General features: G+C 70.4%; 18 protein-coding genes. 8 read left to right on the top strand and 10 right to left on the bottom strand.

The window, feature by feature from the left end; all coding sequences use genetic code 11:
- The first annotated feature begins 118 nt into the window (after positions 1-118).
- The gene (locus AC3AGO_RS32990) at positions 119-1072 is read left to right on the top strand and encodes a DMT family transporter (protein WP_487823952.1); all 954 of its coding nucleotides are present in this window, start codon (positions 119-121) and stop codon (positions 1070-1072) included.
- On the opposite strand, the gene AC3AGO_RS32985 is transcribed toward AC3AGO_RS32990, so the two are convergent.
- The 4 genes from AC3AGO_RS32985 to AC3AGO_RS32970 all read right to left on the bottom strand — a co-directional run bounded on the left by AC3AGO_RS32985 (position 1002) and on the right by AC3AGO_RS32970 (position 5937).
- Complete coding sequence (locus tag AC3AGO_RS32985; protein WP_487823951.1) at positions 1002-2387, bottom strand: MFS transporter; 1386 nt, start codon at positions 2385-2387, stop codon at positions 1002-1004. The two genes, AC3AGO_RS32990 and AC3AGO_RS32985, sit on opposite strands and share 71 nt — an antisense overlap.
- A gap of 65 nt (positions 2388-2452) precedes the next feature.
- A complete protein-coding gene (locus AC3AGO_RS32980; RefSeq protein ID WP_487823950.1) occupies positions 2453-3604 on the bottom strand; it encodes an LLM class flavin-dependent oxidoreductase in 1152 nt (383 codons plus the stop codon).
- A 549-nt stretch (positions 3605-4153) separates the two neighbouring features.
- On the bottom strand, positions 4154-4756 hold the full coding sequence (locus AC3AGO_RS32975) for a flavin reductase family protein (RefSeq protein ID WP_487823949.1): 603 nt from the start codon (positions 4754-4756) through the stop codon (positions 4154-4156).
- A 572-nt stretch (positions 4757-5328) separates the two neighbouring features.
- Positions 5329-5937: a TetR/AcrR family transcriptional regulator gene (locus AC3AGO_RS32970; protein ID WP_487823948.1), complete on the bottom strand. Its 609-nt coding sequence runs from the start codon at positions 5935-5937 to the stop codon at positions 5329-5331.
- Between the two features lie 109 nt (positions 5938-6046).
- Here AC3AGO_RS32970 and AC3AGO_RS32965 point away from each other — a divergent pair, with 109 nt between their 5' ends.
- Genes AC3AGO_RS32965 through AC3AGO_RS32950 form a run of 4 tightly spaced genes read left to right on the top strand, consistent with a single transcriptional unit; the run spans position 6047 to position 10616 of the window.
- Positions 6047-7309, top strand: coding sequence for an NADH:flavin oxidoreductase/NADH oxidase family protein (locus tag AC3AGO_RS32965; protein ID WP_487823947.1), 1263 nt, complete (start codon positions 6047-6049; stop codon positions 7307-7309).
- 30 nt (positions 7310-7339) lie between these two features.
- Positions 7340-8260, top strand: coding sequence for an acetoacetate decarboxylase family protein (locus AC3AGO_RS32960; RefSeq protein ID WP_487823946.1), 921 nt, complete (start codon positions 7340-7342; stop codon positions 8258-8260).
- Between the two features lie 14 nt (positions 8261-8274).
- Positions 8275-9873 carry a succinic semialdehyde dehydrogenase gene (locus AC3AGO_RS32955; RefSeq protein WP_487823945.1) on the top strand — a complete coding sequence of 533 codons (1599 nt, stop codon included), beginning with the start codon at positions 8275-8277 and terminating at the stop codon, positions 9871-9873.
- 41 nt (positions 9874-9914) lie between these two features.
- Complete coding sequence (locus AC3AGO_RS32950; RefSeq protein ID WP_487823944.1) at positions 9915-10616, top strand: type 1 glutamine amidotransferase domain-containing protein; 702 nt, start codon at positions 9915-9917, stop codon at positions 10614-10616.
- 80 nt (positions 10617-10696) lie between these two features.
- On the opposite strand, the gene AC3AGO_RS32945 is transcribed toward AC3AGO_RS32950, so the two are convergent.
- Positions 10697-11530 carry a MurR/RpiR family transcriptional regulator gene (locus tag AC3AGO_RS32945; RefSeq protein ID WP_487823943.1) on the bottom strand — a complete coding sequence of 278 codons (834 nt, stop codon included), beginning with the start codon at positions 11528-11530 and terminating at the stop codon, positions 10697-10699.
- Positions 11531-11558: 28 nt separating this feature from the next.
- Entirely contained in the window at positions 11559-11867 is a 309-nt protein-coding gene (locus tag AC3AGO_RS32940) for an antibiotic biosynthesis monooxygenase family protein (RefSeq protein WP_487823942.1), read from the bottom strand.
- Positions 11868-11946: 79 nt separating this feature from the next.
- Here AC3AGO_RS32940 and AC3AGO_RS32935 point away from each other — a divergent pair, with 79 nt between their 5' ends.
- Both AC3AGO_RS32935 and AC3AGO_RS32930 read left to right on the top strand, forming a co-directional pair.
- Complete coding sequence (locus tag AC3AGO_RS32935) at positions 11947-13362, top strand: MFS transporter (RefSeq protein WP_487823941.1); 1416 nt, start codon at positions 11947-11949, stop codon at positions 13360-13362.
- Complete coding sequence (locus AC3AGO_RS32930; protein ID WP_487823940.1) at positions 13359-14594, top strand: metal-dependent hydrolase family protein; 1236 nt, start codon at positions 13359-13361, stop codon at positions 14592-14594. The genes AC3AGO_RS32935 and AC3AGO_RS32930 overlap by 4 nt, the downstream gene beginning before the upstream one ends.
- A 1-nt stretch (position 14595) precedes the next feature.
- Here the strand turns inward: AC3AGO_RS32930 and AC3AGO_RS32925 are convergent, their stop codons facing one another.
- From AC3AGO_RS32925 to AC3AGO_RS32915, 3 genes are read right to left on the bottom strand one after another with little or no spacing between them, the layout of a single operon-like run.
- Positions 14596-16119: a phytoene desaturase family protein gene (locus AC3AGO_RS32925; RefSeq protein WP_487823939.1), complete on the bottom strand. Its 1524-nt coding sequence runs from the start codon at positions 16117-16119 to the stop codon at positions 14596-14598.
- A complete protein-coding gene (locus AC3AGO_RS32920) occupies positions 16116-17927 on the bottom strand; it encodes a DUF3556 domain-containing protein (RefSeq protein ID WP_487823938.1) in 1812 nt (603 codons plus the stop codon). The genes AC3AGO_RS32925 and AC3AGO_RS32920 overlap by 4 nt, the downstream gene beginning before the upstream one ends.
- A 42-nt stretch (positions 17928-17969) precedes the next feature.
- Entirely contained in the window at positions 17970-19463 is a 1494-nt protein-coding gene (locus AC3AGO_RS32915; RefSeq protein ID WP_487823937.1) for a class I adenylate-forming enzyme family protein, read from the bottom strand.
- A 156-nt stretch (positions 19464-19619) separates the two neighbouring features.
- Between AC3AGO_RS32915 and AC3AGO_RS32910 the strand changes: the two genes are divergently transcribed.
- On the top strand, positions 19620-20876 hold the full coding sequence (locus AC3AGO_RS32910; RefSeq protein WP_487823936.1) for a PucR family transcriptional regulator: 1257 nt from the start codon (positions 19620-19622) through the stop codon (positions 20874-20876).
- 150 nt (positions 20877-21026) lie between these two features.
- Here AC3AGO_RS32910 and AC3AGO_RS32905 read toward each other — a convergent pair whose 3' ends face one another.
- The gene (locus AC3AGO_RS32905; RefSeq protein ID WP_487823935.1) at positions 21027-21956 is read right to left on the bottom strand and encodes a LysR family transcriptional regulator; all 930 of its coding nucleotides are present in this window, start codon (positions 21954-21956) and stop codon (positions 21027-21029) included.
- Between the last annotated feature and the right edge of the window lie 76 nt (positions 21957-22032).

Raw genomic sequence — 22032 nt, 5'->3', positions numbered from 1 at the left:
GGAGGAGTACTCCCCCGGCGGTACGGAAAACCGGACCTGGCAGACGACGACACCGACCCGGTCGGAGAGTCATCGTTGGAGGTATGAACGGGACGCCCACCCTTCACCGGAGCCGGCCATGAATCCACTGGTCGCGGCCATCCTGCTGTCGCTGATATCGGCGGTGTGCTACGCCGCCGCGGCGATCATCCAGGAGCGGCTCGCCGCCACCGTCACCGTGGAAGGCCGCCATGCGCGCATGCGTGCGCTGCTGGCGTCCGGCCGCTGGTGGCTGGCGGCCGCGATGCAGGGGTTCGGCGCGCTGCTGCACGTGGCGGCGCTGGGCCTGGGCCCGCTGACCGTCGTCCAGCCGCTCGGTGTGCTGACCCTCGTGCTCGCGGCGCCGATGGCCGCCGTGTTCGTGAAACGTCCCGTAACCGCCGCCGGCTGGCGCGGCATCCTGCTGACCTCGGCCGGGCTCGCGGTCATCCTGATGCTGGTGGGCGACGCCTCGGCCACCTCGCGGACACTCAGCGTGCTGCAGCAGCTGGTCCTGGCGGCCGCCGTGGCGGGCGGGCTGGCCCTGCTGGTGACGGCGGGCGTGTTCCTGGGGCGGCGTACGGCGCGGCTGCGGTCGGCGGCGCTGGCCGTGGCGGCGGGTATCGCGTACGGCACTGCTTCCGTGTACGTGAAGTCCGTCGCCGACGACTGGCAGCAGGCCTCGGCGCTCCAGATCGTGTTCCTGCTCGTGGTGACGGCGGCGCTGGCGACGACCGGGCTCGCCACGGCGCAGGCCTCGTTCCGCGGCGCCGGGCTGACCGCGCCGCTCGCCACCATGACGGTGGTCAATCCCGTCATGGCGGCGGCGGTCGGCATCCTGATGCTGAACGAGGGCTTCCGCTACGGTCTGGCCGGTCAGCTGGGCGCGGCCGCGGCAGGCGCGGCCGCCGCGGCCGGGCTGGTGCTGCTGGCATCGCAGAGCACGGGTGGCAGGTCGCACGACAAGCTGCCGAAGCCCGTGGTCATCCGCTCGCCTTCGGAGCCCCCGCCGGTTGTGCGGGCCGACGATCCGCCGCGTATGGCTCCGCACTGACGGAAGCGGGCGACTGCTCCCCCGCGGCGGGCCGCTCCCCGGGAGCGGACGGTCCGGTGGCGACGTGCAGGTCCTCGTCGCGCAGCCGGGATGTGGCCCACAGGCTGATCAGCCCCGTCAGCACGAGGAAGGTGCAGGCCAGCCACGGGGTGCCCGAACCCAGCGCCAGCAGTGACGTGAGGATCAGCGGGGTGATGCCCGACGCGAAGATCCCCGACATCTGGTAGACGAACGACATGCCGGTGTAGCGGATCCGCGTCGGGAACAGTGCGGCGAACAGCGTGCCCTGCGCGCCCTGGAACGACGCGTGCACGATGCCCAGCGTGAGCAGGATGCCCGCGCCGAAGCCCCAGATCCCGCCCGCGCCGAACAGCCAGAACGCCGGGAAGACGGAGACCGCGTACAGGGCCATGCCCACGAAGTACACGCGCCGTACGCCCCGCCGGTCCACGAGCCTGCCGGACACCGGGATCAGTACGGCCATCACCAGCGAGGCCGCGGTCACCGCCAGCAGTACGGGCGTACGTCCCAGGTGCAGCGTCGTCGTCGCGTACGTGAGGGCGAAGACGCCCCAGGTGTTGAAGGCCGCGCCCTCGCCCCAGCGCGCGAGCATGCCGAGCACGGTGTGCCGGCGGGCCTGCGGCGTACGGCCGAGTTCCACGAGCGGTGCGGGCCGGTGCTCCTCGCGCAGCTCCTGCACGGCGCGGAACGCCGGTGTCTCGTCGATTTTCAGACGGACCGTCAGGCCGATGACGACGAGCACGATGCTGATGAGGAACGCGGCACGCCAGCCGTAGCCGAGGAACGCGTCCTCGCTCAGTACGTTGCTCAGCAGCGCGAACACCCCCGTACCGAGGGCCAGTCCGAGCGCCAGGCCGATCTGCGGATAGCTGCCGTACCTGCCCTTGCGGCCCTCGGGTCCGTGCTCGACGGCGAGCAGTACGGCACCGGCCCACTCGCCGCCCAGCGCCACGCCCTGCGCGACGCGCAGCACCAGCAGCAACGCCGGTGCGAGCAGGCCGACTTGACCGTACGTGGGCAGCAGGCCGATCAGCGCGGTGGAGCCGCCCATCAGGCCCATGGTGAACGCGAGGGTGCGTTTGCGGCCGATGCGGTCGCCGATGTGCCCGAACAGCAGCCCGCCCAGCGGCCGGGCGAGGAAGCCGACGGCGAACGTCGCGAACGACAGCATCGTGCCGACCGTGCCGTTCGCCTCCGGGAAGAACAGCTTGCCGAAGACGAGACTCGCGGCCGTGCTGTAGAGGAAGAAGTCGTACCACTCGACGGTCGTGCCCAGCAGACTGGACAGCACCACGGTCTTCAACTTCCGTGGCGGGTCCTTGACTTGGGGCCCGCTTCCGGGCTCTGTCTGCGCGGCGCTCATCGGGCGGCGAACGGGACGATGCCCGCCTCCGTCGTACGCGGCCCTGCCGGGTGCTGCCACAGGCCGCGCTGCTCCAGCAGCGGCAGGACGCCCTCGCCGAACCAGTACGCCTCCTCCAGATGCGGCACACCGGAGAGCACGAACTCCTCGATGCCGATCCGCTGGTACTCCTCGATCAGGTCGGCGACTTCGCTGTGGCTGCCGACCAGCGCGGTGCCGGCGCCGCCGCGGACGAGGCCGATGCCGGCCCACAGGTTCGGGTAGACCTCCAGCTTGTCGCTGGTGCCGCTGCCGTGCAGCTCCCGCATCCGCCGCTGGCCCTCCGACTCGCTTGAGGCCAGGCCCTGTTGGACGGCCTTGACCCGCTCCGGGTCCATGCCCTCCAGCAGCCGTTCCGCCTCGGCCCAGGCCTGCGCGGAGGTGTCGCGCGTGATGGTGTGCAGCCGGATGCCGAACCGCACCTCGCGGCCCTGCGCGGCGGCCAGCGAACGCACCCAGTCGATCTTCTGCTTCACCTGCTGCGGCGGCTCGCCCCAGGTCAGGTACGTGTCGGTGTAGCGCGCCGCCACGTCGCCCGCTGCGGGCGAGGAACCGCCGAAGTAGACCTGCGGCACGGGGTCGGGCAGCCGGTTCAGACTGGCGCCCTCGACGTGCAGGTGCTCACCGTGGTGGTCGACGGTCTCGCCCGCCCACAGGCGGCGCACGATGTCGAGGAACTCGCCCGTACGCGCGTACCGTTCGTCCTTCCCGAGGAAGTCCCCGTACGCGCGCTGCTCGGCGGCCTCGCCGCCCGTCACGACGTTGAGCAGCAGCCGGCCGTGCGACTGGCGCTGGTAGGTGGCGGCCATCTGCGCCGACAGCGTGGGGCTGATCTGGCCGGGCCGGAACGCGACCAGGAATTTCAGCCGTTCGGTGACCTGCGTGAGCATCGCCGTGGTCAGCCACGCGTCCTCGCACCACGCCCCCGTCGGGGTCAGCGCCCCGACGAAGCCCAACTGCTCGGCGCTGCGGGCGATTTGGCCGAGGTACTCGACGGAGGCCGGCCGGTCGCCGCCGGCCGCGCCGGGGTTGGCGCCGTGGCCGCCGCCGACGACGTGCCGGCTGTCGCCGGTCGTGGGCAGGAACCAGTGGAAGGTCAGTGCAGACATGGGAACTCCGGGAAAAGGCAGGGAAGTCCGGACAGACCCCGCCCACCCGGCACCGCAGAACCGCCGCACGCCCACGCCTCGTACGGTCCTACGGGGCGTGCTGTGCGGGATGCGGAGGTGCCGGTCGGGCAGGTACGGCGAACGGAGCGCCGGGGCGGCCGGGAAAGCGGCGCGCTGGGCGGGTCCGTCGCCGGAAGATCAGAGAAGGGTCCGTACGGACACACGTACCGGTACGCCGGTGGACGGCATACGGGCGGGCGACCCGCAGAGCGGAGATGCGCGGGTCAACGGGCGTACGGGCCCGGAAGAGTCAGCCGCGACAAGCGGCGCTGGTCTGGCGACACAGGTCGACGTGGAGGCGTTCCACGAGCAGGCCGGCAGCAGCGATCATGTGTGGCATTCTGTGCGACCCGCACCGTCCGATGCAAGGTCGCCGCCGCGATGTTCCAGCAGGCGAGACGGGCGAGCCCGTTCCCCGGGGGCCGAGCCACCTCCCGGCACGGGCTCGCCCCGCCCCGCCTGCGGTCTGTCCTTCTGCCCTGGTGCCCCTCAGCCCTGCCAGTCCGTGTACGGGATGCGGGCGATCTCCCAGATCTCGCCGGTACGGGCCCACTCGTTCTTCCCGAGCCGGGTGAGCGGCCGCATCCGCGTGGCGTCCGGATGCCCGTCCACGATGACGTCCTCGGCCACGGCCGCGTGCACCACCCGCCCGAACACAACCGTCGAGTTCCCCAGCCGCAGCGTGCTGTGCAGCTCGCACTCCAGCGCCACCGGCGACCCCGCCACCCGAGGCGGCTTCACCCGCACACTCGGCTCCCGCTCCAGCCCCACGGCGTCGAACTCGCTGACCCCGCGCGGGAAATCGGTCGCCGTAGCATTGATCTGCTCGAACAACGGCTCCGGCGCCAGATTCACCACGAACTGCCCCGTGTCCTCAACGTTCCGCAACGAATCCTTCCGCCCCACGGAAGAGAACTGCACCACGGGCGGATCCACACACGACACGGTGAAGAAGGAGTGCGGCGCCAGATTCACCGTCTCGTCCGCCGCGACAGTGGACACCCACGCGATGGGCCGCGGCACCACGGTGGCGGTCAGCAACTTGTAGAAGTCCCGGCTGCTCATGGACTCAGGATCAAAATCAACACGCATGATCCGCAGTATCCCCCGCGAGGCGGCGCCGCACATTAACCGGGGATCCGCGGCACCACCAACCGCGACGTGCAAGAAGGTCAATCCTGTCCTTCCGCCCGCAGAGGGCAGCTCCTGCACAAGGTGCGGGTCTTCGCTTCACCGGCGTCTGTCCCGGTCCACTCCAGGACCTCAGGTCCGCCCGCTTCCTTGATCGTTACTGCCTTCATGGTGCTCCGCTCGGTGGATGAGGAAGGGATTCGCGGATGCCCGGGAGAGGCGTCGGCCACGGCCTCGCAGTGGCAGGCCTGAGGTCGCACGCGCCCCATGGCGGCATCGATTTGAGGGATATGGCGTCTTCATCCGGAATACCCGTGAAGTGAATGTATGCACTGCTTGCATTAGAGATGGAAGTGTGCAGCGTCAACATTGAACGGGGCGGGCGATCGCCTTCTCACTCAGGACCCGCCGGGGCACGCGAGTCCGTACCCACCGAGGGGCCGACGAGGCAGCCCGCTCACCTGCCACATCCCAGCACTCGAGGGGGCTCCCCTCAGGCCGCAGTCGACACCAAGGCGTCGGCCGGTCGCCGTCTACCGGGACTGTGCAGAGGTCGCCTGCGAAAGCGCCGGGGCGGCACTGAACAGCGCCAGGACTGCAGTGCGGACCTGGTCGGCGACCGCGTCGGGGGTGGAGGTGTCGAACTTTCCGTCGAGGTGCAGGAACGCCAGGCCGTGGACGATCGCCCACACCGAGGTCCACAGTGCGTCCGGGTCGACACCGGGAAACGTGCGGCGAACGATGTCGCGGACGTATTCGGCGATGGCCTCGGTCGCGGCGACCCGTTCCTCGTTGCCGGGGTCGCACGGCTCGGCGAACATCGCCCGGAACAGCGCGGGATGGTCGAGCGCGAAGCGGACATAGGCGACGGCCACCGCCGCGATCTCGTCAGGGGTCGCAGGCGCGGGATGGGCGACGGCCAAGTGCTCGGCGAGTTCGCGGTACCCCTCGGCAGCGACCGCGGAGACGAGCGCTTCGCGCTCCGGGAAGTGCCGGTAGGGGGCAGTCGGCGACACTCCCGCGCGCCGCGCGACGGCCCGCATCGACAGTGCGGCACTGCCGTCCTCTTCCAGCAGCTCGCGCGCGGCGCGCAGACAGGCGGCGCGCAGGTCGCCGTGGTGGTACGCGGTCGCTTGTGGCACAGGTCACGCCCTCCCATGTGTGCACCGCTTACATTCTCCGATTAATGTGAGCGGCGCATACATCCTAAGCGATCGCGCCGAGCGGTCGCGCAGACAGAGAGGGATTCGGATGACCAGCGAGCTGTTCTCGCCGTTGCCCCTGCGCTCCGGGCAGGTTCTGGGCAACCGGATCGCGAAAGCGGCCATGGAGGAGAACCTGGCGGACGAGGGCCAGTTGCCCGGCCGGCATCTGCTGGAGCTGTACCGGCGCTGGGCCGCGGGCGGTACCGGACTGCTGATCACCGGCAACGTCATGGTGCACGCCGGGGCACTGACAGGGCCCGCAGGTGTCGTGCTCGACGAGGCCGCGCCGCTGAAGCCGTTCGCCGAGTGGGCCGAGGCCGGCAAGTCCGGCGGCGGGGCGATGTGGATGCAGATCAACCACCCCGGACGTCAGGTGCAGGCCGGCATGCCGGGTGTCGTGTGGGGGCCGTCCGATGTGGGTGTCGATCTGGGCCGGCACAGCAGCCGGTTCGGCCGTCCCACCGCCATGACGCCCGAGCAGATCGACTCCACGGTGACCCGGTTCGCGGTGACGGCCCACCGCGCCGAGAAGGCGGGCTTCGACGGCGTGGAGATCCACGGGGCGCACGGCTACTTGCTGTCGCAGTTCCTCTCCCCCCTGGTCAACAAGCGGACCGACGAGTGGGGCGGGTCGCTGGAGAATCGGGCCCGGCTGCTGCTGGACATCGTCCGCGCCGTACGTGCCGCCGTATCGCCGTCGTTCGGGGTCGGCGTGAAGCTCAACTCCGCCGACTTCCAGCGCGGCGGATTCGACGCCGACGACGCACGCCAGGTCATCGAGATGCTCGCACCGCTCGGCGTCGACCTGGTCGAACTGTCCGGCGGCAGTTACGAGAGCCCGGCGATGACCGGCCGCCCCGCCGATGAACGCACCCATGCCCGCGAGGCCTACTTCCTCGACCTGGCAAAGGACTTGGTCGAGGTGAGCCCGCTGCCCCTGATGCTCACCGGCGGCATCACCCGCCGCGAGACCGCCGAGAAGGTCCTCGCAAGCGGGGTGGCGCTCGTCGGGGTCGGCACCGCCCTGTCCGTCACTCCCGATCTGCCCGACCGTTGGCGGAACAGTCGCGAGGCCGACCGGCAGCTGCGGCCGGTGTCCTGGTCCGACAAGGCCCTCGCCTCGGCCGCCACCATGGCCCAGGTCCGCCACCAGATGCGCCGCCTCGCCCGCGGCAACGACCCGAAGCCCGGCGCCCACCCCGCGTACGCCCTGCTCTCCGAGCAACTCCAGCAGCGCCGCGCCCTGCGCCGCTACCGCACCTGGCTGTCATCCCGCCGGCCGGAAGCGAACGCGCACCAGGCCGCGTGACCACGACATCCGAATGAGGGAGCGATACTGATGGCGTCAACTCCGCAGGACACAGTCACAGTCGAGCTGGGCGGCCGTACGGTCACCGTCCCCAAGGGCGGTCTCTACGACCGGTACCGGATGAACACCGACCTCGACGAAATCGCCCGCGATCCCCGCGTCAGCAGCGTGGACTTCTTCCGGCAGCTGCCCAAGACCGAGGTCGACTCGCCGGTCGGGACCACGCTCACCCCGAACTTCTACTACCGCATCTCGAGCGCCCGGCTCACGATGCTCGCCCGCACCCGCGCGATCCGTACCCGCCTGCCCGGGGAGCTCGCCCCGCTGGAGGTCGCACCCGGCCTCGGGCTCGTCTCGGTGATGTTCTTCCGCTACGACGTGTGCGACATCGACTTCTACACCGAAGCCGCCGTCGGCATCGCCGTGAAGCCGGCCCGGCACGGCGGGCTCGGATTCATCGACCTCGTGACCGCCCTCAAGAACGAGCACCTCGACTCCTACGTGCTGTCCCTGCCGGTGAGTTCGGAGATCGCCCAGGTCCGCGGGCACGACGGCTACGGCTTCCCCAAGTGGGTCACCGAGCTCGACGTGGACATCGACGCCGGCCGTACGACGGCACGTGTGGCCGACGGCGACGGCGGGACCGACCTGTCCCTCTCGGTGCCCACACCCGCCCAGACCGTGCATGCGAGCGGTGAGCGCGTCTCGAGCCTCACCTCGTACACGTCGATCGACGGCGCCTGGCACTCCACCCTCAACCAGACCAACATGCTCGCGGCCGGCACGGCGCGCTTCCCCCGCGGCTACGAACTCCGGCTCGGACAGGGCCGGATGGCCGACGATCTGCGGTCGCTGAATCCCACGAGGACAGTGCAGCTCGATGTCATGACCGAGGGCCAGGCCGCCCTGCACATGCCCGTTCCGACCTCGATGCCGAGCCGGAACCCGTGACGAGGAGCCCCGCCATGGTCACCGATCACACCGCCCCGCCCGCAGTCACCCGCGGTGCCGTCCTGCCCGCGACGCTCACCCCGCAACGAATGCACCGGCTGGCCGGGCGCGTCGAGGCCGCGCCCTATGCCGTACGCGTCACCACCCACGCCCCCTACACCGGCGCCCCGCTGGCAGAGCTCCCCGTCTCGGCGCCCGCCGACGTCGAGGACGCGTTCGCGCGTGCCCGCGCCGCCCAACGGGCCTGGGCGGCAACCCCGTTGAGCGAGCGCAAGCAGATCTTGCTGCGCTTCCACGACCTCGTACTCGCCCGGCAGGACGAGGTGCTGGACCTGATGCAGGCCGAGAGCGGCAAGACCCGCCGTGACGCGTCCCTCGAGGTCATCGACACCGCGATCACCTCCCGCTATTACGCGCGCAGCGCCGCCAAGTACCTGGAGCCCAAGCGCCGGCGTGGCGCGGTCCCGGTGCTGACCCGTACAACCGAACTGCGTCACCCCAAAGGTGTCGTCGCCATCGTCTCCCCGTGGAACTACCCTTTGAGCATGGCCGCCGGCGACGCCGTTCCCGCGCTCATGGCCGGCAACGCGGTCGTTCAGAAGCCCGACACCCAGACCGCCCTCACCGCACTGTGGGCGCTGGACCTGATGTACGAGGCCGGACTGCCCTCCGGCGTATGGCAGATGGTGATCGGCAGCGGCGGCTCCATCGGCGACGCGCTGATGGACAACGCCGACTACATGATGTTCACCGGCTCCACCGCCACCGGACGCCGGATCGCGCGCGACGCGGGAGAACGTCTCATCGGCGCCTCCCTCGAACTCGGCGGCAAGAACGCCATGCTCGTCCTCGATGACGCCGACATCGACCGCGCCGCCGACGGCGCCATCGCCGCATGCTTCCCCTCCGCGGGCCAGCTCTGCGTCTCCATCGAGCGCCTGTACGTGGCCGAGGCCGTCCGCGACAAGTTCGTCGCCGCCTTCGTCGCCCGCACCGAGAGGCTCACGATGGGCGCCGCCTGCGACTACAGCATCGACGTCGGCTCCCTCACCACCCCCTCCCAACTGGACACCGTCACCACACACGTCGACGATGCCGTCGCCAAGGGCGCGACCGTGCTGGCCGGCGGCACGGCCCGCCCCGACCTGGGCCCGCTGTTCTACGCACCGACCGTCCTCACCGACGTCACTCCCGACATGACGCTGTACGAACACGAGACGTTCGGCCCCGTCGTCTCCCTCTACTCCTTCGACGACGTCGACGAGGCGATCACGCGGGTCAACGCCACCCCGTACGGTCTCAACGCCAGCGTCTGGACCCGCAACGGGGCGCGGGGCCGGGCCGTCGCCGCCCGCATCCACGCCGGCACCGTCAACGTCAACGAAGCCTTCGCCGCGGCCTGGGGCAGCATCGACGCACCGATGGGCGGCATGGGCGACTCAGGACTCGGCCGGCGTCACGGCGCCGACGGAATCCTCAAATACACCGAGCCGCAAACGGTCGCCCACCAGCGCCTCCAGGGCTTCACCCCGCCGGCCCGCATCTCGCCCGGCACCTGGGCCTCCCTGCTGTCCGGCGCACAGAAAGTCCTCAAGGCAGCCGGGGCTCGCTGAGCCCCTGGGGAACACGAGACGTACCACGCGAGGAGACAGAGATGACCAGAGTTCTTTTCGTCGTGTCCGCGGCCGACCGCTGGACGCTGAAGGACGGAGAAGTGCACCCCTCGGGCTACTGGGGCGAGGAACTGGCCATGCCGCACAAGACCTTCACCCGTGCGGGATGGGAGATCACTCTCGCGACGCCCGGCGGCAAGGCTCCCACGCTGGATCGCCTGAGCATGTCCCGCACCGCCGGCCTGCCGTCCACACTGCGCGAGGTCGCCCGGTACCTCGACTCCATCCAGGGCGAGTTGAACAACCCCAGCCCCCTGGAAGAGATCGACCCGGACGCGTTCGACCTGGTCTTCTACCCGGGCGGGCACGGGCCGATGGAGGACCTCGCCGTCGACCCGGTCTCGGGAGCGCTGCTCACCCGCGTCCTGCACTCCGGCAAGCCGCTGGCACTGCTGTGCCACGCACCGGCCGCCGCGTTCGCGGCGAAGAACGAGGACGGCTCATGGCCGTTCGCCGGATACCGGATGACGGGCCTGTCCAACCTGGAGGAGAAGTTCAACAGCTTCGGCCGCAAGGCACAGTGGCTGCTGGAGGACCGCCTGCGCGAAAGCGGCGCCGACTACCGCAAGGGACGTCTGCCCCTGCGTCCCTTCATGGAAGTCGACCGCAACCTCTACACCGGCCAGAACCCCGCCTCCTCCCAACTGCTCGCCAAGCGGCTCGTGGCAGACCTGAGCACATAGACGCCGGCCTCCGTACCGCCACCCCGTCCTGCCGGTGAGCCCGAAGCCGACTTGCCGCCGTCTTCTCCGTCCTCACCGCTCTACGGGTGGTCGTCCATGAGGTCGAGGTCGTTCCATGCCTGCTGGACCTGGCCGGCGGTGCGGCTGGTTTCTGCGTCGGTGAGTTCACCGAGGATCGCCTGGGTGGCGGCGACCATGGCGGTGAGGGACGCGGCGCCCTGGACGCCCTCGACAGGAGTGACGATCACGTGGTCGGCGTCCTCGGTGAGGGGCGAGGAGTGCAGGTCGGTGAGGACGCAGACGGTGGCGCCGCGTTCCCGGCCCATCCGGGTCAGGCCGCGCAGGGCGCGGGTGAGCCGCCAGACGTTGAAGACGATCAGGCAGTCCCCCTCCCGCAGCCGAGTGACCTGGACGGCCTGGGCGGTGGCGAAGTCGAGGGCGAGCTGGATGTCGTAGCCCATGACGGAGCCGAGGTGGCCGAGGACGTGGGCGGGCCCGGCCCCGCTGCCGGAGCTGATGACCACGGTGCGGTGCGCGGACCTGATGGCCTGGGCCGTGGCGCGGATCGCCTGGAGGTTCTCCTCGGTGGTGAGCGCATTGACGTTGGCCGCGTCCTGGCGGAGCGTGCGGCCGGCGGCGTCGGTGGCCTGCTTCGGGCCGAGATCGCCGGAGGCCATCGAGTCGAGGTAGTACTCGCGCAGCTCCTGCCGGAGGTCGGTCCAGCCCTCGAAACCGAGCTGCTGCGCGGTGCGTACGACGGTGGAGACGTTGACGCCGGCCCGCTCGGCGACCTCGCGGGCCGAGGAGTAGGTGGCGAACTGCGGTGCCCGGACGAGGACATGGACCACCCGCCCGGCCTGGGGGCCGAGTTCGTGGTGCCCCTCCCGCCCGGCGAGCCAGGCCTCGATCGTCACGTGTCCTCCTCGTCGGCCCGGCCCCGGGTCAGGTGGACGGGCTGCTTTCGTGCGCGACCCGGAACCCCCGGGTGTGCGCGCCGCCTTCGGAGTCGAAGAAGGGCGCCATGCCCTCGCTGAACTCCTTGCGCTCGGGGGAATTCTGCCAGGCCGTGTAGGCGGCGGCGTCGGCCCACAGGGCGGTGACCACGACGGTGTCCGGGTCGTCCTGGGCGATCAGGACGTGCGAGGCGGTCGCGCCGGATGCTTCGAGGATGCCCTGCGAGCGGTAGTAGGCGATCAGGTCTTCGGCGCGCCCCTTGGCAGGCCGCAGCGTCAGCATCGTCATTCTCTCCATGCATCAATCATTGCACGGACATCACTGTGCATCTACTGTTGCGCGGCATCGCCAGTCCGGCGTCCCTCGTGGAGGCACTGTGACAACCGCTGAGAACCGCACGACCGCTGACGGCCAGGCACTACTGGACAGACTCGACCGCCTGGAACCCGGGCGTCCGCACCGCAGGCTGATGTTCCAGGGCGGCCTGGGCTACACCTTCGACTCCTTCGACGGCCAGCTCATGGGCTATGCGCTGTCCGCGGTCATCGTGATGTGGGGCATCACCGGAGGCGCCGCCGGCTGGCTGCTGTCCTCGATCTTCTTCGGCTACCTCGTCGGCGCGCTGCTGGCGGGTGTGCTCGCCGACCGGTTCGGGCGCCGCCGCCTGGTGATGTGGGCACTGCTGGTGTTCTGCGTGTTCAGCCTGCTGATGGCCACGTCCTCCGGGACAACCGAGCTGTTCATATGGCGCGCCCTGTCCGGGGTCGGCATCGGTGCCGAGACAACGCTGATCGCCCCGTACATCTCCGAGTTCCTCCCCGCACGGCACCGGGGGCGCTTCGTCGCCCGCACCGTCGGCTTCCTCGCCTTCGGCTACGTCCTCGCCGGAGTCGTCGCGCCGCTCGTGATCTCTCCGCACCCCGAGACCGGCTGGCGCATCGCCGCCGTGATCGCGGCCGCCCCGGTCGTGCTGCTGCTGTGGTGGCGCAAGAACCTTCCGGAGTCCCCGCGTTACCTGATCGCACGCGGCCGGATCGCCGAAGCCGCGGCCGTGGTCGAGAAGTTCGAGCGGGAGTCGGGTACGGCGACGCAGGAGAGGGTGGCGCCGGCCTCGCACGATGAGGACACTCCTGGTCCCGCCTCGGCTGACACGGCGCGCAAGCGCAGCGCCGCGGGGCAGCTGGCCGCTCTGTGGAGTGGGCCCACGGCCCGCACCACCCTCGTCCTGTGGACGCTGTGGTTCATCCTGACCGGCGTCAACTACGGCTTCTCCAGCTGGCTTCCCGCCCTGCTGGTCACCGCCAAAGGCTTCTCCATCACCAAGTCCTTCCTCTTCGGACTCGTCACCGCCCTGGCCCAGATCCCCGGCTACTACCTGGCGGGCTCCCTCATCGACCGCGTCGAACGCAAATGGCTCATCGCCGCCTACGCGACCGGCTCCACCCTCTCCGCCCTCGGAGTCGCCCTGGCCGACAGCCCCACGACGCTGCTGGTCTGCGCCGCATTCCTCGCCGCCTTCACCAACGGCTCGGCCGCCGTCTACTACCCCTACACCGCCGAGCTCTACCCGACCGCCATCCGCGCCACCGGCATGGGTGCGGCCTCCGCCGTCGGCCGGGCCGGCGCGATCATCGCGCCCGTCGCCATCGGCTATCTCTACGGGAGCGTCGGCTTCACCAACGTCTTCCTGGTCCTGGTGGGCGCCCTCGCGGTCGCTGTGGCCGCGATCGTCGTGTTCGGTGAGAAGACCGCCGGACGCAGCCTGGAACACCTGGAAGGACCCGCCGCATGACCGCCCCCACCGCCGGCCGCCTGCTCATCACCGGCGCCCGCCTCCTCCACCCCGAACAGGCCCAACTCACCGACCCCTCCTGGCTCGAGGTCACCGACGGCCGCATCGCCGCCACGGGCATCGGCCGCGCCCCGGCCGCCGCCGACGGCGTACGCGTGATCGACGCAGGCGGAGCCACCGTCATGCCCGGCCTCGTCGACGCCCACGTCCATGTCCTGATCACCAGCCTTGACGCGGCCGACCGGGCGTCCTGGACCCCCGGTTACGCCACGGTCCGCGCCCTGCGGGAGGCCGGGCGGATGCTGCGCCGCGGCTTCACCACCGTGCGCGACGTGGGCGGCGCCGACCACGGCATGGCCCGGGCCCTCGACGAAGGCCTGATGCCTGGACCCCGCCTCGTCTTCGGCGGCAAGGCACTCTCCCAGACCGGCGGCCACGGCGACATTCGCCCGCTCTCCGACGACAGCACACCCTGCTGCGGCCACGAACCCGGATTCGCCCGCATCGCCGACGGCGCGGACGCCGTACGCGCCGCCGCGCGCGACGAGTTCCGCAAGGGCGCCCAGCACCTGAAGGTACTGCTCTCGGGCGGCGTCGCCTCCCCGCACGACGAGGTGTCCGCCGTGCAGTACACCGAGGAGGAGATCCGCGCGGCAGTCACCGAGGCCGACAACCACAACCACTACGTCACCGTCCACGCCTACCACCCACGCGGCGTCAACCGGGCTCTGCGTGCCGGTGTCCGCTGCGTCGAGCACGGCAACCTCCTCGACGACGAGACGATCGAACTGCTCCTGGCCAACGACGCCTTCCTCGTCCCGACGCTCGTCACCTACGAGCAGCTGGCCGAGGCCGGCCGACGCCACGGCCTGGGCGAGGGCTCGTACCGGAAGATCGACGACGTACGGGAGGCCGGCCTCGGCGCGCTGGAGAAGGCCCACAAGGCGGGCGTGAACCTCGTCTACGGCTCCGATCTCCTCGGCCCCATGCACGCCCACCAGCTCGACGAGTTCACCCTGCGCGCCCAGGTACAGCCCAACGCCGACCTCATCCGCTCGGCCACCGTGACCGCCGCCCGCCTGCTGCGCATGGAGGGCCAAATCGGCACCCTCACCGCCGGCGCCCACGCCGACCTGCTCGTCGTCGACGGCGATCCGCTGGCGGACATCACGGTCCTGACCAGACCTCAGGAGCGTCTGAAGCACGTCATCAAGGCGGGCAGTCCGATCTGACCTACAGCAGGCCCCTGTCCCGTTCCCCACGCTGAACTGCCGGCAGGCCGTGAGACTTGAACCGGCACGGGCTCAATTCCCCTTCTGCGAATGCGTGGCTCTTCCGCGCGGGGACGCCGAGGTGTCGCAGTGCTGACATGGCGGCCCAGACGCCGCACATGCCGTGGGCGCCGGGGCCTGGTGGGGTGGCGGCCGAGCACAGGAACACCCCGGGCAGTCCGGTGGAGTACGGGTTGAGCGTGGTGCGGGGGCCGAGGAGGAGCTGGGGGACGGTTTTGGCTCCGGTGATGATGTCACCGCCCGCGAAGTTGGGGTTGGCTGTGGCGAAGTCACGGGGATGTGTGGCCTGTTGGCCCACGATGCGCTCCCGGACGCCGGGGGCGAAGCGTTCCAGCTGGCGGAGGATCGCTTCGGTGGCGTCCTGGTCGTAGCCGTGCGGGACGTGGGCGTAGGCGTAGACGGGGTGGACGTTGCCGGCCGAGCGGGAGGGGTCGGCCAGGTACTGCTGGCCGACCAGGACGAAGGGGTGCTCCGGCATCCGGCCGGCGGCCACCTCCCTCTCTGTCCGGGCCACTTCGGTGAGTGGGCCGCCGAGGTGCACGGTGCCGGCGCGGCGCGCGTGCTCATTCGTCCAGGGCACGCCGCCCTCGACCGCGAGGTCGACCTTGTAGGCGGCGGGACCTCGGCGGAACCGCTGGTAGGCGGCCCGTACCCGGCGCGGGAGGCGGTAGCCGTAGATGCGGGCGACCTGGCCGGGGTCGAGGTCGAGGAGGGTCACGTCGGCGGGCGGGATCTGGGAGGCGTCGTTGACGCGTACGCCGGTGTGAATCGTGCCGCCGTGTGCGCGCAGCACGCTCTCCATGCTGCGGGCGATGGCCTGGGAACCGCCCTCGGCCACGGCCCATCCTGCCGCGTGTCCGGCGGTGAGGATGCCGAGACCGATCGCGGAGGTGAGAGGGCCGGTCAGCGGGCGGAAGGCGTGCGCTGCGACCCCGACCCACAGGGCCCGTGCCTGCGGGGTGCGGAAGATACGGGCGAGGGCCGTGGCGGGCAGCAGGGTCGGCAGTCCGAAGCGGGCCAGCAGCAGCGGGTGTTCGGGGACGCGCAGCAGAGGGCCCATCACGTCGTGGGCGAGGGCGCCCCAGTTGCGCACGGACGGTGCCAGGAGTGCCCGGTAGCGGCTCCCGTCGACGCCGAGGATGCGGGCGGTGTCCTCGACGGAGCGCATCAGCACCCCGGCGCTTCCGTCGTCCAGCGGGTGGGCGCAGTCTACGGGTGCCAACTGCCAGCGCAGTCCGTGGCGTTCCAGGTCGAGTGCGCGAAGTGCCGGTGAGGTGACCGCCATGGGGTGGATGGCCGAGCAGTGGTCGTGCAGCAGTCCGGGGACGAGGGCCTGGTGGCTGCGGGTTCCGCCGCCCACTTCTTCCGCGGCCTCCAGGAGTGTCACCTGCACGCCTGCCTTTGCGAGGAGGGCGGCGGAGGCGAGCCCGTTGGGCCCGCCTCCGACGACGACTGCGGTGGTCATGACGCCGTGTCCCGGTGCGATTCGTCCACGTGGCCGGCATCCGCGCTGCGGGAGTTGACCGAAGTCTGCCGCAGCGGGTGGCGGGACTCCACGTCGTGGACGGGGTAGTGCGGGCCGTCGGTCGGCCAGGGCTGGCGGGCGAGCATGTCCCGCACTGTGACACGGCCGCGCTCCAGGAGCCCGAGGGCCGCGTCGTGGACCTCGTAGTCCTGGGTCTGGCGGTGGATCGGCTGGCCTTCGAGGCAGATCACGCGGACCTCGCCGGGGGCGAAGCCGCAGCGGTCCTGTACGGCGTGGAGGAGTTGGTCGTTGTGGAGGTGGCCCTCTCCGAAGTTCCAGCCGATCGCGAAGCCGGCGATCAGTTCACCGTCCACGGTGACGGCGTCGTCCTGGCCGTCGGTGACGCGGTCGATGAGGCCGTTGTGGGCGCGGCCGTGTGAGTGCATCGATCGCCAACTCTGCACTTTCTGGGACATGAGCAAGGCGGTGCGAGCGTCGTAGAGGCTCTCCAGCTGACGGGTGGGCAGCCGGCACGCCGTGGTGAGGCAGTTCTCCATACGCTCCAGGGCATCGCCGGTGAACACCCAGGCGCTGGTGGCCCAGTTACCCGCGTAGTAGCGCATGGCGGGCAGGAACGACACGAGGTCGGGCCGCATGTTGCCGAGGAGGGGCAGCAACAGCAGGCTGGGCAGGATCACGGCGAGCAGCCAGGGCGAGTTCAGGTCCCACACGGAGATGTCGCCGTGCGCGCCGAAGAGGTGGAACAGCGAGAAGACGAAGAAGAGGTTCCACTCCAGGGGCACGCCCATCGGCACGGTCGAGAGGATGTGCAGGTGGAAGACGACCATGTAGCTCAGGGCCGCCCAGGTCCAGAATCCCCCATCGCCGAGGAAGACCAGGTACAGCGGCACGAGGTACTCGGTGGCCGTGCCGATGTGGGCCATCAGCCAGGCCACGCGTGAGGGCCGCAGGTCGTGTGGGTGGTCGCGGTAGAACAGACGTTTGATCCTGCCGGAAGGCAGCAGCGGTGCGTTGCTCATCATGGTCGCGACCACGAACGGGAAGTGGTGGTTGAGCTTGGAGGTCGCCGCTCCCCACCAGATGGCCAGCATGACGAGCTGGAAGCCGATGACCATGTCGGTGTACGGGAAGAAGAAGATCAGCAGCGACAGCCAGTACTGCTCACCCCGGGCCGCCAGGAAGATCGTCTTGTCCCGCAGTCCCAGAACCGCCAGCGAGACGATGAGCGGGAGAGCCGCGAGCGGTTCGAGGAGTCCGACGTTTCCGAGGCCTTCGATGCGGCTTCCGTCCCCGGGCAGGGTCAACAGCCAGATGCCGGAGGCCAGTACGGCGGCGTAGAGAAGGACGTCGAAGCCGGTACGGCGGTCTCCTGCGGTCAGCGGCACCCGCCCAGGCCAAGGGGAAAGTCGGATGGTGCCCGGCCGCAGCCAGTACAGGATCGAGCCGATCGGCGGGTTGAAGCGGGACGTGAGCGGACCCGAGCCGCAGCCCAGACCGGTCACCTCCCACAGCAGCGTGAAGACGATGAGTTTCTGGTAGACGATCGGCTCGGACCACCAGGAGGCCGGATCGGTGACCGGTCCGAGGCCGGGGGTCTGAGCGATCACGACTGCTGCTCCGCCGATGTAGAGCAGGCACTTCACCAGGTAGAGGAGGAAGACGGCGTAGGGGCTGCCGAAGCCGTGGTCGACCCAGTGCCGGGTGAGGATCCGCAGCCGCTCACCGCGCGGCAGAGAGCGGAAGGATTCGGCGTCGACTGACGGCAGTTGCGGGGCCATGAAGCCCATGAAGACCACACCTTTGTGTCTCGTCAGGGGGTTGGGCACGGGTCAGCGGGCGGGCTCGCGCAGCTGCCGTCGCAGCGCGGGCTTGTCGGTCTTGCCGACGGGGTTCCTGGGGATCCCGGGCACGACGTGGATGTCCACCGGCAGCTTGTAGGCGGCGAGCCGCGGGGTGAGGAACGCGGCGATCCCGTCCGTGGTGACTGCCGCGGCGTCGTGCAACGCAAGGAAGGCGACGGGGACTTCACCCAGTACCGCATCGGGACGCCCCACGACGGCGGCCTCGCGTACGGCCGGGTGGTCGTGCAGCTGCGTCTCGATCTCCTTGGGGTAGATGTTCTCCCCGGCACGGATGATCATGTCCTTCACACGGTCGACGAGGACGAGGTAGCCGTCCTCGTCGAAACGGCCGACGTCGCCCGTGTGCAGTCGGCCGTCCCTGATGGTCCTTGCCGTCTCCTCCGGCCTGCCCAGGTAGCCGCGCATCACCGTGGGGCCGCTGACCACCACCTCCCCCACTCCCCCATCGGTGACGAGGCTGCCGTCCGCCCCCATGATCCCGACGGTCTGGCCGGGCAGCGGCAGTCCCACGGTGCCGGGCTTGCGGATGCCGTCCAGCGGGTTCGCGGTCGAGGCGCAGGTGGCCTCGGAGAGCCCGTATCCCTCCAGGAGTTGGAACCCGAAGCGCTGCTCCACCGCGCTGATCAGCTGAGCGGGCATCGGTGCGGCGCCGCAAGCGGCAAAGCGGAGGGAGGAGGTGTCCGGCTGCACCTCGGGCGGCAGGCCGGCCAGCATGGCGTAGATCGCGGGCACGGCGGAGAAGAAAGTGGGGCGGGCGTCTTCCACTACACGGAAGAAGTCCGTTGCGCTGAAGCGCCGCACGATGGTGGCCCGCCCGCCGGCGCGCAGCGGCGAGAGGATGCTGACGACGATGCCGTTGACGTGGAACAGCGGCAGGATCAGGAGGCTGTGGTCGTCCTCGGTCAGCTTCATCGACTCGACCATCGCCGCGGTCATCGCGTCGATGTTGCGGTGCAGCAGCTCAACGCCCTTGGGCCGGCCGGTGGTTCCACTGGTGTAGATGACCAGCGCCGGATCGTCCGCCGCGGCCTCCGGGTCCGTCGGCGGCTCGGGCAGACCGAGGACAGGCGCGGGGCCTTCCAGGTCCCCGAGTGTGAGCACGGTGACGGGCTCCGGCGCCTCGGCGGATGGTTCCTCGGCGAGGAGGATCTTCGCCCGGCAGTCCTGCAGTTGGTAGCGCGTCTCCGCCTCTGTCAGCGCTGGATTGACGGGGGTGAGGGCCGCCCGCACCCGCCAGGCGGCGAACAGGGCCACCACCAGTTCCACTCTGTTGGACATCTTGACCGCGACAAGGTCCCCGGGGCCGAGGCCCCGGTCGGCGAAGTGCCGGGCGTACTGCTCGATCAGGGCGGCGAAGGTGGCGTTCGACAGGCTGTGCAGGTTGCCGTGTACGTCGTCGGCGAGGGCCGGGGCGTTCGGGGCTTGTTCGGCACGCACAGCGGGCAGGCGGCTCACATTCATGCGGGTGTGCACCTCAACAGGGTTCGGTGGGCGGGACGTTGGTGAAGATAGGGCCGCCACAGCGCCGGCGGCATCGGATGCGCCTCACAAGATGCGGGGGCTCTTTCGTGCTCCGCGCACGAACCGGCTGCCTGGCCGCCGCCGTAACATGCCGGCATGTCGTCGGAGGAAACACTGCTCGCCGAGGCCGCCGACCGGATTCGGGAAGAGTTGGAGGATCTCGTCGCGGGCCTCGTGCGGGTGACCCTCGTCCAGATCAGTGCACTCGACCACGACGCGGCCTCCCGGCAGCTGCTCGAGGCGAGCATCACGGAGAACATCGTGGCCGCGGTGCACTTCCTCAAGCAGGACACGGGAGCTCATCAGCTGGAGGCGCCGAACGCCGCCCTGGCATACGCCCGCATGCTGGCCCAGCGCGACATTCCGCTGTCCGCGCTCATCAGGGCCTACCGGATCGGGCACTCCCTGTTCCTCGACAGAGCCTTCGCACGTCTCGACGAGGTGCCGGCCGGCGACCGGGTGGCACTGACCGTGGCCCTGGTGCGCCGCTCCGCGCAGTACATCGACCACATCTGCGAACACGTGGGGCGAACCTACGAGCTGGAGCGCGAGCGGTGGGTGGCCAGCCGTAGCGGTGTCCGTCAGCAGTGGGTGAACGAACTTCTCGGCGGCGGCACCGTGGACCACTCCGCCGCGGAACGGGCGCTGCGCTATCCCCTCGACGCGGTGCATGTGGCGTGCACACTGTGGCCGGCGGATGAGATGACGTCCTTCGACCTCATCGCGGCGGTCGAGGACGTCCGCGCGCATGCCGTATCGGCGCTGCGGGCCCGCGCCTCGCTCACAGTTCCCGCCGACGAGCGGGAGGCCCGGTTGTGGCTCGCCCTGCCCGCCGACGGCAACGCCGGTCCGGTGGACCTCACCCCGCCGTCCGGCACACTCCTCAACGCCGCTGTCGGACAACCCGGTCCCGGGCTGGCGGGGTTCCGTACCTCGGCTCGCCAGGCCGCCCAGGTCAAGGAGATCCTCGTGATGCGGCTCGACGGTGCCGCACACCGGAGCTCACACGTGGGCCGTCCGCAGTGGGTGAGGTACGCCGACATCGCGCCTGTCGCCCTGATGTCCGGCGATCCGGACGGGGTCCGTGACTTCGTCCGGGGGACGCTGGGGAGTCTGGCCGGACCGGAACCGCGGGATGCCGTCCTTCGGGAGACTCTCCTGGTCTTCCTCTCCCACCGCCGCAGCTACGCGACCGCTGCGGAGGTGATGCATCTGCACCGCAATTCGATCCAGTACCGCGTCCAACGAGCGACCGACCTGTTGCCGGCGGGCGCGCATTCCCTCCGGGACGACTTCGACGTCCGCGCCGCCCTCCTCGCTGCGCACTGGCTCGGCAACGCGGTTCTGGAGTAGCTCCCGGCGCAAAGGCGTGCGGACGCACCTGCAAGGCTGCCGGCCGCTAGTTGTTCACCAGCAGGATCTCGCCGACGTCCAGGAGCCGATGAGTCTCCGCTGCCTCACCCCTCTCCCGCCGGCCCGGGACAGCACGGGGAACGGGGGCGCTCACGACGAAGACCCTGCGGAGACCGAGCGGGTGATCAGGTCGAGCAGCCGCAGCACTGCCGCGTCCGCGTCCGGCCGGTGCACGGCGACAACAGTGGTGTCCAGGTACGACGACGCGCCGCGCAGCGGCACGAAGGCCACACCGGCCATGGGGAACTCACGCAGCTGCTCGGGCAGGAGGGCGACGCACAGCCCGGAGGCGACATAGCTGAACAGGCCCGTGAGATCGTCGGCCGTCGCCCGGGTGTGCGGGGTGAACCCGGCCTCCTGGCAGGCGAGTTGCATCTGCTGGGCGAGGGCCGGCAGCGTGCTTGCGCCGGGAACGACGAACCCCTCGTCACGCAGATCCCCCAGACCGACCCGCTCGGCCGTGGCCAGCGGGTGCCCCTGAGGCAGGGCCGCAGCGAGGCGCTCGACGGCGAAGCCGCGGCTGACGAGCTCGGGCGAGAGAGGCGAGGGGTCGCGCAGGAACCCCAGGTCGAGGGTTCCCGCGCGGACCATGTCGGCGACGGTGGCCGAGGAGTCCTGATGCAGGTGCACCCGCAGCCCCGGCAGCTCCTCCGCCGCCGTGCGCAGCAGACCCGGCATGTAGTGGTGACTGAGGATGCTCACGTATCCCACACGCACATCCCCTTCCAGGCCGCTCGCGACGCGTCGGACCCGTTCGACGGCGGCTGACTGTGCCTCGAGGAGGCGTTTCGCGTCCACCGCGAACACTTCCCCGGCCGGAGTGAGTGTGGCGCCGCCGGGGCCGCGGTCGAACAGGCGGACATCCAGCATGCGCTCCAGGCGCTGAATGGACTGGCTCAGCGGCGGCTGGCTCATGAACAGGCGCTCCGCCGCGCGGCCGAAGTGCTGCTCCTCGGCGACGGTCAGGAACTGCTCCAGCACGCGCCTCGTCAGAGCGATATCACCAGCAGTATGGATCATGAACCCAGCATATATTGGACAGACAGTCTCTCCCGGGCGTCCACTGGGTTGTGCGCGCTCCCCGATGTACGGAACG

The sequence above is a fragment of the Streptomyces sp. BL1 genome, assembly GCF_057628045.1.
The sequence above is the reverse complement of the archived record's forward strand: the minus strand, read 5'-3'. Positions and strand labels throughout refer to the sequence as shown.

Coding starts and splice junctions, on each gene's coding strand:
- AC3AGO_RS32955 (WP_487823945.1), top strand. CDS start 8,275: ATGGTCACCGATCACACCGCCCCGCCCGCAGTCACCCGCGGTGCCGTC.
- AC3AGO_RS32910 (WP_487823936.1), top strand. CDS start 19,620: ATGTCGTCGGAGGAAACACTGCTCGCCGAGGCCGCCGACCGGATTCGG.
- AC3AGO_RS32930 (WP_487823940.1), top strand. CDS start 13,359: ATGACCGCCCCCACCGCCGGCCGCCTGCTCATCACCGGCGCCCGCCTC.
- AC3AGO_RS32925 (WP_487823939.1), bottom strand. CDS start 16,119: ATGACCACCGCAGTCGTCGTCGGAGGCGGGCCCAACGGGCTCGCCTCC.
- AC3AGO_RS32915 (WP_487823937.1), bottom strand. CDS start 19,463: ATGAATGTGAGCCGCCTGCCCGCTGTGCGTGCCGAACAAGCCCCGAAC.
- AC3AGO_RS32975 (WP_487823949.1), bottom strand. CDS start 4,756: ATGCGTGTTGATTTTGATCCTGAGTCCATGAGCAGCCGGGACTTCTAC.
- AC3AGO_RS32920 (WP_487823938.1), bottom strand. CDS start 17,927: ATGGGCTTCATGGCCCCGCAACTGCCGTCAGTCGACGCCGAATCCTTC.
- AC3AGO_RS32940 (WP_487823942.1), bottom strand. CDS start 11,867: ATGGAGAGAATGACGATGCTGACGCTGCGGCCTGCCAAGGGGCGCGCC.
- AC3AGO_RS32980 (WP_487823950.1), bottom strand. CDS start 3,604: ATGTCTGCACTGACCTTCCACTGGTTCCTGCCCACGACCGGCGACAGC.
- AC3AGO_RS32965 (WP_487823947.1), top strand. CDS start 6,047: ATGACCAGCGAGCTGTTCTCGCCGTTGCCCCTGCGCTCCGGGCAGGTT.
- AC3AGO_RS32905 (WP_487823935.1), bottom strand. CDS start 21,956: ATGATCCATACTGCTGGTGATATCGCTCTGACGAGGCGCGTGCTGGAG.
- AC3AGO_RS32990 (WP_487823952.1), top strand. CDS start 119: ATGAATCCACTGGTCGCGGCCATCCTGCTGTCGCTGATATCGGCGGTG.
- AC3AGO_RS32960 (WP_487823946.1), top strand. CDS start 7,340: ATGGCGTCAACTCCGCAGGACACAGTCACAGTCGAGCTGGGCGGCCGT.
- AC3AGO_RS32950 (WP_487823944.1), top strand. CDS start 9,915: ATGACCAGAGTTCTTTTCGTCGTGTCCGCGGCCGACCGCTGGACGCTG.